Annotated in this window: 13 protein-coding genes; 5 read left to right on the forward strand and 8 right to left on the reverse strand. The window is 54.9% G+C overall.

What is annotated here, in order from left to right; translation table 11 throughout:
* Window positions 1-9 precede the first annotated feature (9 nt).
* From ABIE02_RS13790 to syd, 6 genes are all read right to left on the reverse strand, one after another.
* Entirely contained in the window at window positions 10-1,350 is a 1,341-nt protein-coding gene (locus ABIE02_RS13790; protein ID WP_032613771.1) for an enolase C-terminal domain-like protein, read from the reverse strand.
* A complete protein-coding gene (gene gudP, locus ABIE02_RS13795; protein ID WP_032613696.1) occupies window positions 1,350-2,705 on the reverse strand; it encodes a galactarate/glucarate/glycerate transporter GudP in 1,356 nt (451 codons plus the stop codon). The genes ABIE02_RS13790 and gudP overlap by 1 nt, the downstream gene beginning before the upstream one ends.
* Before the next feature lie 487 nt (window positions 2,706-3,192).
* Window positions 3,193-3,642: a flavodoxin gene (locus ABIE02_RS13800; protein ID WP_336995077.1), complete on the reverse strand. Its 450-nt coding sequence runs from the start codon at window positions 3,640-3,642 to the stop codon at window positions 3,193-3,195.
* A gap of 24 nt (window positions 3,643-3,666) precedes the next feature.
* A complete protein-coding gene (gene truC, locus ABIE02_RS13805) occupies window positions 3,667-4,440 on the reverse strand; it encodes a tRNA pseudouridine(65) synthase TruC (protein ID WP_336995078.1) in 774 nt (257 codons plus the stop codon).
* Window positions 4,437-4,763: a YqcC family protein gene (locus ABIE02_RS13810; RefSeq protein ID WP_148569536.1), complete on the reverse strand. Its 327-nt coding sequence runs from the start codon at window positions 4,761-4,763 to the stop codon at window positions 4,437-4,439. The genes truC and ABIE02_RS13810 overlap by 4 nt, the downstream gene beginning before the upstream one ends.
* A 632-nt stretch (window positions 4,764-5,395) precedes the next feature.
* Complete coding sequence (syd, locus tag ABIE02_RS13815) at window positions 5,396-5,941, reverse strand: SecY-interacting protein (RefSeq protein ID WP_059307281.1); 546 nt, start codon at window positions 5,939-5,941, stop codon at window positions 5,396-5,398.
* Window positions 5,942-6,010: 69 nt separating this feature from the next.
* On the opposite strand from syd, the gene queF reads away from it, so the two are divergent.
* From queF to xni, 5 genes are all read left to right on the forward strand, one after another.
* Window positions 6,011-6,853, forward strand: coding sequence for an NADPH-dependent 7-cyano-7-deazaguanine reductase QueF (queF, locus tag ABIE02_RS13820; protein WP_130588265.1), 843 nt, complete (start codon window positions 6,011-6,013; stop codon window positions 6,851-6,853).
* Between the two features lie 116 nt (window positions 6,854-6,969).
* On the forward strand, window positions 6,970-8,334 hold the full coding sequence (gene ppnN / locus ABIE02_RS13825; RefSeq protein WP_032613708.1) for a nucleotide 5'-monophosphate nucleosidase PpnN: 1,365 nt from the start codon (window positions 6,970-6,972) through the stop codon (window positions 8,332-8,334).
* 542 nt (window positions 8,335-8,876) lie between these two features.
* Window positions 8,877-10,166: an HAAAP family serine/threonine permease gene (locus ABIE02_RS13830; RefSeq protein WP_032613710.1), complete on the forward strand. Its 1,290-nt coding sequence runs from the start codon at window positions 8,877-8,879 to the stop codon at window positions 10,164-10,166.
* A gap of 63 nt (window positions 10,167-10,229) precedes the next feature.
* A complete protein-coding gene (locus ABIE02_RS13835; protein ID WP_032613712.1) occupies window positions 10,230-11,597 on the forward strand; it encodes an L-serine ammonia-lyase in 1,368 nt (455 codons plus the stop codon).
* A 112-nt stretch (window positions 11,598-11,709) separates the two neighbouring features.
* Window positions 11,710-12,468, forward strand: a complete 759-nt coding sequence (gene xni / locus ABIE02_RS13840; protein ID WP_059307279.1) for a flap endonuclease Xni — start codon at window positions 11,710-11,712, stop codon at window positions 12,466-12,468.
* Window positions 12,469-12,555: 87 nt separating this feature from the next.
* On the opposite strand, the gene rlmM is transcribed toward xni, so the two are convergent.
* Complete coding sequence (gene rlmM, locus ABIE02_RS13845) at window positions 12,556-13,656, reverse strand: 23S rRNA (cytidine(2498)-2'-O)-methyltransferase RlmM (protein WP_032613716.1); 1,101 nt, start codon at window positions 13,654-13,656, stop codon at window positions 12,556-12,558.
* On the reverse strand, window positions 13,649-14,044 hold the full coding sequence (locus ABIE02_RS13850) for a DUF423 domain-containing protein (protein ID WP_032613718.1): 396 nt from the start codon (window positions 14,042-14,044) through the stop codon (window positions 13,649-13,651). The genes rlmM and ABIE02_RS13850 overlap by 8 nt, the downstream gene beginning before the upstream one ends.
* Window positions 14,045-14,049 lie beyond the last annotated feature (5 nt).

Consider the following 14,049-nt stretch of genomic DNA (forward strand, 5'->3'; position numbering starts at 1 on the left):
ATCCTTTAATCAGTGGCGACCAAACGCCGGGCGTTTACGGTCAAATGTCCAGCCGGGAATAAGGTACTGCATCGGGCCTGCGTCATTACGCGCGCCGCCGGGCAGTTTCTTATAGGCTTCGTGGGCTTTGTGGATCTGATCCCAGTCAAGCTCCACGCCAAGTCCCGGTGCATCCGGTACGGCAATTTTGCCGTGTTTAATTTCGAGTGGATTTTTGGTCAGGCGCGCTTCGCCTTCCTGCCAGATCCAGTGGGTGTCGATAGCTGTTGGCGTGCCGGGTGCAGCGGCACCAACATGGGTGAACATCGCCAGCGAGATATCGAAGTGATTGTTAGAGTGGCAACCCCAGGTTAAGCCCCAGTCGTCGCACAGTTGCGCCACGCGTACCGCCCCGGAGAGTGTCCAGAAGTGCGGATCGGCCAGCGGGATGTCCACTGAGTTCAGCATGACGGCATGACCCATCTCGCGCCAGTTGGTGGCAATCATGTTGGTCGCTACCGGCAGGCCGGTGGCGCGGCGGAACTCTGCCATCACCTCACGGCCAGAGAAGCCCTGTTCGGCACCGCACGGATCTTCGGCGTAGGTCAGGACATCGCCCAGGCCTTTGCACAGTGCGATGGCCTCGTCCAGCAACCAGGCGCCGTTGGGATCAACGGTAATGCGCGCATCCGGGAAACGTTTTTTCAGGGCGCGGGCGCTGTCAATCTCCTGTTCGCCCGGCAGAACGCCGCCTTTCAGTTTGAAATCTTTAAAGCCGTAGCGATCCTGCGCCGCCTCTGCCAGACGAACCACCGCCTCGCTGGAGAGCGCCTCCTGATGGCGCAGGTGATACCAGTCGTGGCTGCCTGGCGAACGTTCCAGATAAGGCAGATCGGTTTTGGTGCGATCGCCCAGGTAGAAGAGATAACCCAGCACGGTGACCGCATCACGCTGCTTGCCCGGCCCGAGCAGTTCGCACACCGGTACGTTCAGCGCTTTGCCCAGCAGATCCAGCAGTGCCGCTTCCAGCGCCGCCACGGCATTGACCCGCAGTTCAAATGTCCAGGCCCCTTTGCCGAAGGTATCGAAATCGGCAGACTGGTTGCCCTTGTGGACGCGCTGTACCACTTTGTTCAGCCGCGCCACCTCCTGACCCACCACCTGCGGAATGGCATCCACCAGGGTCTGATAGATCACCTCGCCGCCGGGGGCCTCCCCGACGCCGGTGTTCCCGGCGCTGTCGGTGAGCACCACGATATTGCGGGTAAACCAGGCGTTATGTGCGCCGCCGATATTCAGCAGCATGCTGTCCTGACCGGCAACCGGAATCACCTTCATTTCGGTGACAATTGGGCTTGATTGCGTACTCATCATGAACGCTCCGCGACAGGTTTCAGTTCGATACGTTTGATATCACCCACCAGCACCAGGTAGCTCAGTACCGCCACCAGAGCGTGAATTCCGACGTAGATCAGCGCTCCGTTAAACGAACCCGTCGTGCCGACGATATAACCGATAGCGATTGGCGTGACGATCCCGGAGATGTTACCGAACATATTGAACAGACCGCCGCTCAGGCCGCTGATCTCTTTCGGCGCGGTATCTGCCATCACCGCCCAGCCCAGGGCTCCGATACCTTTACCGAAGAAGGCCATCGCCATAAAGCCGATAATCATCCACTCGGCATCAACGTAGTTACAGACCACCATCGACATGGAGAGCAACATGCCCAGCACGATTGGCGTTTTACGGGCGATATTCAGTGAACCGGTACGACGCATCAGCCAGTCGGAAATTACTCCGCCCAGTACGCCGCCAACAAAGCCGCAGATTGCCGGAACCGAGGCCACAAACCCGGCTTTCAGAATCGACATGCCGCGTGCCTGTACCAGATAGACCGGGAACCAGGTGATAAAGAAGTAGGTTAAGGCGTTGATGCAGTACTGACCAAGGTAGATCCCCACCATCATGCGGGAGCCAACCAGCTGTTTGATCTGACCCCACTTGTGGCTGAACGGCACTTTCTCTTTGCTTTTCGCCTGATCCATGTTGATCAGCGCGCCGCCTGCGGCGATGTAATCCAGCTCTTTCTGGTTTACGCCCGGATGCTGGTTCGGCTCGTGGATCACTTTCAGCCAGACAAAGCTGATGACAATACCCAGACCGCCCATAAAGAAGAACACGTGTGACCAGCCCACCTCGTGGGTCAGCCAGCCCATGATAGGGGCGAAGATCACGGTAGCGAAGTATTGTGCGGAGTTAAAAATGGACACCGCCGTACCCCTCTCCTGTGCCGGGAACCAGGCTGCCACTATACGGCTGTTACCCGGGAAGGATGGCGCTTCTGCCAGCCCGACGAGGAAGCGCAGGGTGAAGAGCGCGACAATAATGCCAAAGCCGTTAAAGATATCGACAAAGCCCTGTAACAGGGTAAACATGGACCAGATAAAGATGGACCAGAAATAAACGCGTTTTGAGCCGAAGCGGTCAAGCAGCCAACCGCCAGGAATTTGGCCGATAACATAGGCCCATGAAAATGCGGAGAAAACATAACCCATTCCGACCGGATCCAGACCGATATCTTTTGCCATTTCGGAACCGGCAATCGACAGGGTGGCACGGTCGCCATAGTTAAAGGATGTGACGATAAACAGCATCACCACTATCCAATAGCGCGCGTTGGTGCGCTTTTCAGCGCTGCTCGCCGCCTGGCTTAATGAACTCATTCTTGCACTCCTGAATCATAGCTTTTATCGCTACGTTCATTCTGAACAGCACAACCGGTAGGGTAATCAGAATGACGTGTATGTGTTTTTGCAGTTTTGAACGTTGAGGTCTTATGCCTTACTGACTGCATTTTTATTAACTGGCGGAAAAAGTATAAGTAAGGATCCAGGCCCCCCTCACCGTGCAACAACACAACATTGGTACAGCCCTGTGCGGTTGTTTGTGGCAAAAGCCCAGGCTAATGGAAGAGACTTCACGGAAATGAAAACTGCTTACCGGTAAACGGCGAGCTGAAGAGAGGGATTGACGGGAGTGTGAAACAGGTCGCTTGACGCAGTGAAAATGCCTGCTAATAGCCGCACTTTACGCAGGGCCTTACAGGCAATTGCCCAGGGCTTAATCGATTCAATGGCCTTAAACTGGCTGTAAGGTCGCTTTGTTAACTGGCAACGAGTTTTTGCCCTCCGCTACAGGGAGGGCAGAAACTTATTTTAACAATGTGCCCCACTGTTCAACCCAGGGGTTAGATTCGCTTTCCGGCTCGGGGTGTTCAGAGGCATCGATCATCAGCATCTCACCCACGCGCTGAGCGCTTTGCTCCTGTAACAGGGCGTCGAACAGCTTGCCGCCACCGCAAAAATTGGCGTAGGTACTGTCCCCAAGCGCAATAATGCCGTAGCGCATCTCCGGCTGGTAACCCAGCTTATCTTTAATGCCCTGGAACAGCGGTACGATACTGTCCGGCAGATCGCCTTGCCCGGTTGTCGAGGTGACCACCAGCGCATACTGGCTCTGGTATTTTTCCCAGTCGGCCAGCTCGGGATCTTCATAGACCGTGGCTTTATGGCCCATTCCCGAGAGGATTGCTTCAGCTTCTTCGGCCACCAACAGCGAATTGCCGTACATCGTACCGACAAAAATTCCGACCACAGCCATGGTTTACTCCCTCAATGAATGCAATTAACGTTCATCCTGAACGTTGGCGGGATCAAACTCAACCCTTTCATTTTCGTGGAGTTGCCCGCGCCAGCCAAAGTGTGACAGCGCCTGCATCCACACTGGATCAAGCCCAGCCCGAATGGTCAGCGGCTCGCCGGTAAAAGGATGAACCAGGTCCAACTGGCTGGCGTGCAGCATCAGACGGTTACAGCCGAAGTGCTCGTCGGCGCTGCGGTTCTGGCGCAGATCGCCGTGCTTACTGTCACCGATGATGGGATGGCGCAGATGCGAAAGATGGCGTCGTAGCTGGTGCTTACGCCCGGTTTTCGGCTCCAGCTCGACCAGGCTGTAGCGCGTGGTGGGGAACTTGCTGGTGGCAACAGGCATTTCGGTGGTCGCCAGGCCGCGATAATCCGTTATCGCAGGCTGCGGCTCTTTGTCATCGCGGGCATATTTGTCGGCGATTTTATCCAGCTCTTCGATCAGCGGATAATCGAGCGTCGCGGCCTCGGTCAGCCAGCCCCGGACAATCGCATGATAACGTTTCTGGATCTGATGCTGCTCAAACTGCTGCGACAGACGTCGTCCGGCTTCGCTGGATAATCCCATCAGCAGTACGCCGGAAGTGGGCCTGTCGAGACGGTGAGCGGTAAAGACATGCTGACCAATCTGGTCGCGCACCGTCTGCATCACCACCACTTTTTCATCGCGATCCAGCCAACTGCGGTGTACCAGCCAGCCGGAGGGTTTATTGACCGCAACCAGCCACTCATCCTGATAAAGGATCTCAATCATGCTTCGTCGCCAAAGAGCGTATCCAGCGCCAGCAATGCCGCCAGCACCGCCTCACGGGAGGGATGGGCCGCATCCAGCGCCATTTCATAGTAGGGCGCGACGGCAAAGCTTTGTGGCAGCGGATGCCCGCCCTCAATCAGGGCATGCATGCGGGGGATGAGCACCCATTGCAGCCATTCAAACGGCTCCAGGGTATCCATGAAGAAAGGTTGCGTACTCTCAAACGCCTCAGGCTGCGGCGCCGTCTCCTGCCACAGTTGATGATCGCGCAATAAAGCTTCGATAGCGTGCAGCTGCGCACGCACGTGGTCATGTTGCGTCATGAAAACCTCAAGGGAAAATCTGAACGGCGGGCAGCATAGCAAAGACCACGCAGAAATAAAAAAAGGGAGCACTGTAAAAACAGTGCTCCCGGTTCGTTTCGCAGCAATCCAGCTACTTTTAGTGCTCCCTGCTCATCCATGACAACTTTTCCTCTGACCCGAAGGTCTGGTCTTCCTTTGACCGCTGCATCCTGCGCACATCATCCTGATGTGACTGTTTCATCCTGAAACGTCCGGGTCTCCCTGCCCCACCGGACATCCGTACCGGCTCTCATTCTCCTTCCTGGAGGTGTCCTTCAACGCATCCTGCGTTATCCTCTTGCTTCGTCCTGAAGCCTTCCTTGTAACGCCTTCCTGACGTGTCCTGAGTAAGAAACGCCATCATCCTAATGTTCGTTTCTCGTGTCGGCGTCCTGTCGACGGACATAGAATCCTCTATTCCGCTTCGTCTTACAAGGTACTCCGTAAAGCAAATTAAACAGATGTTTCATCTTATTTCTGGCTTATAAGCAGTCAACACACTGATAAACAATGGCTTCTTTGCCAGCATAATATATTGGGTTAAGCAGTAATAACGCCGATCTCTTACAAGCTTTGTAAGAGATCTCTCACACGCGCAGTGGTATTCAGGATTACACGACGGGATGTAGTAGGTTGAGAAAATCCGTAAGAGAGTCAGAGAGGACCTGGCGTTTCTGGGTACCCAGCGTCTCTTTTACCACGTTCCCTGTCAGGTTGCAGACAGAGAGGATGTCCATTTCGCTGTCGAGCGTGGCGATAAAGAGCGTTGGCGATAACTTCAGGCGCTTCTGGGTCACGAGGTGCCCAATCAGGTTCTCCTGCACGCGCAGCAAATCATCTTCACTCCAGGTCTGCAGCAGGGTCAGCATCTCGTTATTAAAGCGAGCGTACATATCCCCGGCGAACTGTGTGGTGTAGAACGCGTGGATCGCAGGTTGTACCACAATGTCCATTGCGCGTTCAATCGCCTTTACACTCTGCTCCGCGGTAAAAGGCTGGGGTTGCCAGAGTACCGTATCCCCGGAAGAGGTGATAATACAAGGTGATGGGATGCCATACAGCGCCTCGCTTTGAGGCCATGTGCCTTTCTGTTCATGCCAGGCGTCACAGTATCGCGCCGTAAACGCGGTTAAGGCAGCAGCAGTCTCTTTATCCACCGGTTTCTCTCTTCATATAAGTCAGGATACACTCAGCGCCATAGTTTACCTTTAAAGTGACAACGAAACATGTCTTACGAAAATCATGATGCCTTATCGGGTTTAACCCTGGGCAAAAGCACCGCCTACCGCGACACCTACGATGCCAGTCTGTTACAGGGCGTGCCGCGTAGTCTCAACCGCGATCCGCTGAGCCTGAAAGCAGACGCCCTGCCCTTTCATGGCGGCGATATCTGGACGCTGTACGAGCTTTCCTGGCTTAACGCTCGCGGTTTACCGCAGGTGGCGGTGGGTCACGTTGAACTGGATTACACCAGCGTGAATCTGGTGGAGTCTAAAAGCTTCAAGCTCTATCTCAACAGCTTCAACCAGACCCGCTTTGACAGCTGGGAAGCGGTGCAACGCACGCTGGAACGCGACTTAAGCGCCTGTGCGCAGGGAAAAGTGACCGTTGCCCTCTACCGCATTGACGAGCTGGAAGGTCAGCCCATCGCCCACTTCCACGGCACCTGCATTGATGAGCAGGACATAGAAATCGACAACTATCAGTTTGATACCGCCTGGCTGGAAAATGCCGCCAGCGGCAAAGTGGTAGAGGAAACGCTGGTCAGCCACCTGCTGAAATCCAACTGCCTCATCACCCACCAGCCTGACTGGGGTTCGGTACAGATCCAGTATCGCGGCGCTAAAATCGATCGTGAAAAGCTGCTGCGCTATCTGGTCTCCTTCCGTAACCACAATGAGTTTCATGAACAGTGCGTGGAGCGCATCTTTAACGACATTCTGCAGTTCTGCCAGCCAGAGACGCTGAGCGTCTACGCCCGCTATACCCGCCGCGGTGGGCTGGATATTAATCCGTGGCGCAGCAACAGCGATTTTGTCCCGGCGATCGGTCGTTTAGTCCGCCAGTAAGAGAAATAAATTCACAATATGCGCGGTTCGTTCCGCGCTTTGGGTTGTTAAAGGTCATAAGCCAGGGCTATTGTAATCAACAGGGAAAGACGATAAACGTCCCGTAAGGAGCTCACTTGATTACACATATAAGCCCGCTTGGCTCAATGGACATGTTATCGCAGCTGGAAGTGGACATGCTCAAGAGCACGGCCAGCAGCGATCTTTATCAACTGTTTCGCAACTGTTCACTTGCCGTTCTGAACTCCGGTAGTCTCACTGACAACAGCAAAGAGTTGCTGTCCCGCTTTGAAAGCTTTGATATTAACGTCTTGCGCCGTGAACGTGGCGTGAAGCTGGAGCTGATTAACCCGCCGGAAGATGCCTTTGTTGACGGGCGCATTATTCGTGCGTTGCAGGCCAACCTGTTTGCCGTGCTGCGCGACATTCTGTTTGTGAATGGCCAGATCAGTAACGCCGGTCGTTTCCAGCATCTGAACCTGGAAAGCTCGGCCCATATTACCAACCTGGTCTTCTCCATTCTGCGTAACGCCCGCGCCCTGCACGTAGGCGAAGCTCCAAGCATGGTCGTGTGCTGGGGTGGTCACTCCATTAATGAAACCGAATACCTCTATGCCCGTCGCGTGGGTACCCAGCTGGGTCTGCGCGAGCTAAACATCTGCACCGGCTGCGGTCCAGGCGCGATGGAAGCGCCGATGAAGGGCGCAGCGGTGGGTCATGCCCAACAGCGCTACAAAGATGGCCGCTTCATCGGGATGACCGAGCCGTCGATCATTGCCGCTGAGCCGCCGAACCCGCTGGTCAACGAACTGATCATTATGCCGGACATCGAGAAGCGTCTTGAGGCGTTTGTCCGTATCGCGCACGGGATTATCATCTTCCCGGGCGGCGTAGGGACGGCTGAAGAGCTGCTCTATCTGCTGGGTATACTGATGCATCCGGCCAACCAGGATCAGGTGCTACCGCTGATCCTGACCGGCCCGAAAGAGAGCGCAGATTACTTCCGCGTACTGGATGAATTCATCGTGCATACTCTGGGCGAGGCGGCGCGCCGACACTATCGCATCATTATTGATGATGCTGCAGAAGTCGCCCGCCTGATGAAAAAGGCCATGCCGCTGGTGAAAGAGAACCGCCGCGATACCGGGGATGCCTACAGCTTTAACTGGTCGATCCGCATTTCACCGGACCTGCAGATCCCGTTTGAGCCGTCGCACGAAAACATGGCCAACCTGAAACTCTATCCCGATCAGCCAGTGGAAGTACTGGCTGCCGATCTGCGTCGCGCCTTCTCAGGCATCGTTGCGGGTAACGTGAAAGAGGTGGGTATACAGGCCATTGAAGAGTTTGGCCCGTATAAAATTCATGGTGACCGCGACATGATGCGCCGCATGGACGATCTGCTGCAGGGCTTTGTCGCCCAGCACCGTATGAAGCTTCCAGGCTCTGCCTATATCCCCTGTTACGAGATTTCTGCGTAACCCCCTGCCCGGCACCTATGCCGGGTGCCTGCTCCAGCCGGGAATGGCCCTTTGCCTCCCGGCTTTTTTATTGCCTTCAGTCACATGGCCTCGCTTTTGATATCACCACAACTTATCTTTTGACGATTACCCGCCTTAACGCAAACGATTACTCAGTTTTCTAAAGCGCGATTTATCAGCCCTAACAGCCCTAAAGCATGAAAAAATTCTCTAAACCACCGCTTTTACAGCGTATGCCTCCTATCTTTCAATGGGATCTATCTCGCTCCATATCGTTAATGGTAGCCTTCGCGCCCAGAAATTCGTCATGACGTTTTCTTAGCAGATAAATGGTCTAAAGATACCCACTTCATAAGTAGATTATCGCATTTGAGATCGGGATCACTGATAGATCCATTACTAAAATGTATCTTTCCGCCCGCCGATAGTTACGGAGAAAAATTATATAAAAACCGTCGCTGAGCGAATTTCATATTACGATTAGCCCTTTTTGCACCAAATTTGACCAGAAACCTGACATTAGCTACTTCCTGGAGACACAGATGGAAACCACTCAAACCAGCACCGTTGCTTCGATTGAAACCCGAAGTGGATGGCGTAAAACAGATACCATGTGGATGCTTGGCCTGTACGGCACAGCAATCGGCGCTGGTGTTCTTTTCCTTCCTATTAACGCAGGTGTGGGCGGCTTAATTCCGCTGATCATCATGGCAATCATCGCCTTCCCGATGACCTACTTTGCACACCGCGGCCTGACCCGTTTTGTGCTCTCTGGTAAGAATCCGGGCGAAGACATCACCGAAGTTGTTGAAGAACATTTCGGTGTGGGTGCCGGTAAACTGATTACCCTGCTCTACTTCTTTGCTATCTACCCAATCCTGTTGGTTTATAGCGTGGCGATTACCAACACCGTTGACAGCTTCATGACTCACCAGCTGGGCATGACCCCGCCACCACGCGCCATTCTGTCGCTGATCCTGATCGTCGGCATGATGACCATCGTGCGCTTCGGTGAGCAGATGATTGTGAAGGCGATGAGCGTGCTGGTGTTCCCGTTCGTTATCGCTCTGATGGTGCTGGCCTGCTACCTGATCCCACAGTGGAACGGCGCAGCGCTGGAAACCCTGTCCCTGAGCAGCGCATCTGCTAGCGGCAACGGCCTGTGGATGACCCTGTGGCTGGCTATTCCGGTGATGGTGTTCTCCTTCAACCACTCCCCGATCATCTCCTCCTTCGCCGTGGCGAAGCGTGAAGAGTACGGTCAGGGCGCCGAGAAGAAGTGTTCCAGCATCCTGGCTCGCGCTCACGTGATGATGGTTATCACCGTAATGTTCTTCGTTTTCAGCTGCGTACTGAGCCTCTCCCCGGCGGATCTGGTAGAAGCCAAAGCACAGAACATCTCGATTCTCTCTTACCTGGCAAACCACTTTAATGCACCGGTTATTGCCTGGATGGCACCTATCATCGCCATTATCGCGATTACTAAATCCTTCCTCGGCCACTACCTGGGCGCACGTGAAGGCTTTAACGGCATGGTGATTAAATCTCTGCGCGGTAAAGGCAAGAGCATTGAAATCAACAAACTGAACAAAATCACTGCGCTGTTCATGCTGCTGACCACCTGGGCGGTTGCGACCATGAACCCGAGCATTCTCGGCATGATCGAAACCCTGGGCGGCCCGGTTATCGCGATGATCCTGTTCCTGATGCCGATGTACGCGATTCAGAAAGTGCCAGCAATGCGTAAATACAGCGGCCAGATCAGCAACGTCTTCGTTGTGGTTATGGGTCTGATTGCTATTTCCGCTATCTTCTTCTCGCTGTTCGCTTAATTCCTCCCGCGCCGTCTTCGGACGGCGCACTCTTCTCCCAATACGTAAAACAACGGACGCATCATGATTAGCGTTTTCGATATTTTCAAAATTGGTATTGGCCCTTCCAGCTCGCACACCGTCGGGCCAATGAAAGCTGGTAAACAGTTTACGGACGATCTTATTGCGCGCGGTATGCTGCACGACACGACCCGTGTGGTGGTGGATGTTTACGGCTCCCTGTCGCTGACCGGCAAAGGTCACCACACCGATATCGCCATTATTATGGGTCTGGCGGGTAACCTGCCGGATAGCGTCGATATTGACGCCATTCCTGGGTTTATCCAGGACGTTAATACCCATAGCCGGTTGATGCTGGCGAAAGGTGAACACGAAGTTGAGTTCCCGGTTGATCGCTGCATGAATTTCCATGCCGACAACCTGTCGCTGCACGAAAACGGCATGCGCATCACCGCGCTGGCAGGCGATAAGGTAATTTACAGCCAAACCTATTACTCCATCGGCGGCGGTTTTATCGTCGACGAAGATCATTTTGGACAGAGCGACGACGCGCCTGTGGCAGTGCCTTATCCATATAAATCGGCGGCCGATCTCCAGCGCCATTGCCAGGAAAGCGGTCTGTCACTCTCCGGCCTGATGATGCAAAACGAACTGGCGTTGCACAGCAAAGAAGAGCTGGAACAGCACTTTGCCAGCGTCTGGGAGGTCATGCGCGGCGGTATTGAACGCGGTATCACCACCGAGGGCGTTCTGCCAGGCAAACTGCGCGTTCCACGTCGTGCTGCAGCCCTGCGCCGTATGCTGGTCAGCAGTGATAAAACCACCAGCGATCCGATGGCGGTCGTGGACTGGATCAACATGTTCGCGCTGGCAGTGAACGAAGAGAACGCCGCGGGTGGCCGCGTGGTCACTGCGCCGACTAACGGTGCCTGCGGTATCGTTCCGGCGGTGCTGGCCTATTACGACAAGTTCATCCGTGAAGTGAATGCTAACTCACTGGCTCGCTATCTGCTGGTGACCAGCGCCATTGGCTCGCTGTACAAGATGAATGCCTCCATCTCCGGCGCGGAAGTGGGCTGCCAGGGTGAAGTGGGCGTAGCCTGCTCTATGGCGGCTGCGGGTCTTGCCGAGTTGCTGGGCGGAAGCCCGGCGCAGGTCTGCATTGCAGCAGAGATCGGGATGGAGCATAACCTCGGTCTGACCTGCGATCCGGTGGCCGGCCAGGTGCAGGTGCCGTGTATCGAGCGTAACGCGATTGCCTCTGTGAAGGCGGTCAACGCCGCACGTATGGCGCTGCGCCGTACCAGTGAACCGCGTGTCTGCCTCGATAAAGTGATCGAAACCATGTATGAAACCGGGAAAGACATGAACGCCAAATACCGCGAAACCTCCCGCGGTGGTCTGGCGATGAAGATTGTCACCTGCGATTAAGCCTAAAAAGGAGCCTTGTTTTGCGAGGCTCCTTCCCGAATGCCCCGCCACACGTAGTTTCCCCCTGCCGACAGTGTTACCCTTATTTGACTGAACAGAAGGGAGAAAATCTGTGGCCGTTCATTTGCTTATTGTCGACGCGCTGAATCTTATCCGGCGCATCCACGCGGTTCAGGGTACGCCCTGCAAGGATACCTGCCTGCATGCGCTGGAGCAGCTTATTCGCCACAGTCAGCCCAGCCACGTGGTCGCCGTATTTGACGATGAAGCGCGTAACAGCGGCTGGCGACATCAGCGTCTGCCGGATTACAAAGCCGGACGCGCACCTATGCCGGACGATCTGCACGCCGAAATGCCCACCATCCGCGCCGCCTTTGAGCAGCGCGGGGTTCCCTGCTGGGGTGCCCAGGGCAACGAAGCCGACGATCTGGCCGCCACGCTGGCGGTAAAAGTGGCCAGCGCCGGGCATCAGGCCACCATTGTCTCGACGGACAAGGGTTACTGTCAGTTGCTTTCCCCTACCATTCGCATCCGCGATTATTTCCAGAAACGCTGGCTCGATGCCCCTTTCATTGCCGGTGAGTTTGGCGTCTCACCGCAGCAGCTACCGGACTACTGGGGGCTGGCGGGGATCAGTAGCTCAAAGGTGCCGGGTGTGGCAGGCATTGGCCCGAAAAGCGCGGCCCAGCTACTCACCGACTTTCAGGATCTGGAAGGAATTTACGCCCACCTGAATGAGGTGCCGGAGAAGTGGCGCAAAAAGCTGGAAGTGCATAAAGAGATGGCATTTATCTGCCGGGATGTGGCGCGGTTGCAGACGGATTTACAGCTGGACGGGAATTTGCAGCAGCTCAGGTTAGATCGCGTTTGAGTTCATGCCCGGTGGCGCTACGCTTACCGGGCATGGAGTCACGATCCCCTCTCCAGATGGGAGAGGTGTGGTGTAAGGGAACCTGTATTACCTCTCGTCGCGACGCCCACCGACGGCAGCCCACCAGCGGCGGATATGCACGGTGACTTCTTCGCGATCGTGGTACAGCTGGCGCGCCTGAATAACCACGTTAATACCGTGCTCATCCATCTGCTCCTGAATGTAGGCCAGATTCTGCGAAACTTCCTCATAGCGCTTTTTCATTGGCAGCTTGAGGTTAAAAATGGTCTCACGACACCAGCCGTTCACCAGCCAGGAGGCCATCAGGGCCGCCACTTTGGCCGGTTTCTCTACCATATCGCACACCATCCACGAGATGTTGTTGCGGGTTGGACGATAGCGGAAACCATCTTCACGCAGCCAGGTGACCTGCCCGGTATCCATCAGGCTTTGCGCCATCGGGCCGTTATCGACGGAGGAAACCCACATGTTGCGTTTCACCAGTTGATAGGTCCAGCCGCCCGGACAGGCACCGAGATCGACCGCATACATACCGTTTGCCAGGCGTTCGTCCCACTCATCAGCAGGAATAAAGACGTGAAACGCCTCTTCAAGTTTCAGCGTTGAACGGCTGGGTGCATCCGCCGGGAATCGCAGACGTGGAATGCCCATAAAGAACGGTGAGTTATTGGTCGTGTACGAATAACCGGTATAACAGCAGCCAGGGGCGATAAAGAAGATATGCACCACCGGACGTTTTGGTGTCTCGTAGTTGGTCAATACGCCCGCGTCACGTAATGCCGCGCGCAGCGGCACGGTGAACTTACGGCAAAACTTCATCAGCTCTTTGCTTTCGTTGGTATCTGCAACTTCAACGCGCAGATCGCCACCCTTCTCCACCACGCCCTGCAACATGCCAACAATTGGCGTAATGCGATCTTCAGGTGGAAGGTCTTTCAGAAGCTCACCCGCGACAAACATCTGGCGGGCAAAAATCAGCGAGGTGAACGGCAAGTCGCGAACCAGTTTTTCTGCATCATCTGCCTGGTAGCATTCAAAAACGACATAGCCCGAATTCTCTTTCACACGGGCAAAACCAAACACTTCGCGCTTCGCGGCTTTATCAGTGATCTCCGCGGCACACTCTTTTTCAAAGCCCGGGCGACAATATAAGACAACTTTATTCATGAACAACGCCCTTGCGTTTCAGACGGAACGAACCGATTAACATTAAAACCCACCCGACCAGGAAGCTGACGCCGCCGACCGGGGTAACAAACGCCCACAGGCGTAAATGCGACAGCGCAAGGCAGTACAGGCTACCGCTGAAAAGCACGGTACCCAGCGCCATAAATACGCTGCTCCAGTAAAACCAGATACTGATACGACGCTGCATCGCCACGGCTAACCCGAAGATCGCCAGAGTATGAAACGCCTGATATTCCAGACCGGTGTGGATCCAGTCCATCTCCACCACACCCAATGATTTGCGTAAGACATGTGCGCCAAAAGCGCCCAGGGCAACAAAAATAAAGCCACTCACCGCGGCAAAAATCAGCATAAAACGGCTGGTCATGTTTC

The sequence above is a fragment of the Leclercia sp. 1548 genome, assembly GCF_050435045.1.
In the GTDB taxonomy this organism is placed as follows: domain Bacteria; phylum Pseudomonadota; class Gammaproteobacteria; order Enterobacterales; family Enterobacteriaceae; genus Enterobacter; species Enterobacter adecarboxylatus.

Excerpts from the sequence above, each read along its gene's own strand:
- ABIE02_RS13790 (WP_032613771.1), bottom strand. The coding sequence starts at position 1,350 with ATGAGTACGCAATCAAGCCCAATTGTCACCGAAATGAAGGTGATTCCG.
- gudP (WP_032613696.1), bottom strand. The coding sequence starts at position 2,705 with ATGAGTTCATTAAGCCAGGCGGCGAGCAGCGCTGAAAAGCGCACCAAC.
- ABIE02_RS13800 (WP_336995077.1), bottom strand. The coding sequence starts at position 3,642 with ATGGCTGTGGTCGGAATTTTTGTCGGTACGATGTACGGCAATTCGCTG.
- truC (WP_336995078.1), bottom strand. The coding sequence starts at position 4,440 with ATGATTGAGATCCTTTATCAGGATGAGTGGCTGGTTGCGGTCAATAAA.
- ABIE02_RS13810 (WP_148569536.1), bottom strand. The coding sequence starts at position 4,763 with ATGACGCAACATGACCACGTGCGTGCGCAGCTGCACGCTATCGAAGCT.
- queF (WP_130588265.1), top strand. The coding sequence starts at position 6,011 with ATGTCTTACGAAAATCATGATGCCTTATCGGGTTTAACCCTGGGCAAA.
- ABIE02_RS13830 (WP_032613710.1), top strand. The coding sequence starts at position 8,877 with ATGGAAACCACTCAAACCAGCACCGTTGCTTCGATTGAAACCCGAAGT.
- ABIE02_RS13835 (WP_032613712.1), top strand. The coding sequence starts at position 10,230 with ATGATTAGCGTTTTCGATATTTTCAAAATTGGTATTGGCCCTTCCAGC.
- rlmM (WP_032613716.1), bottom strand. The coding sequence starts at position 13,656 with ATGAATAAAGTTGTCTTATATTGTCGCCCGGGCTTTGAAAAAGAGTGT.
- ABIE02_RS13850 (WP_032613718.1), bottom strand. The coding sequence starts at position 14,044 with ATGACCAGCCGTTTTATGCTGATTTTTGCCGCGGTGAGTGGCTTTATT.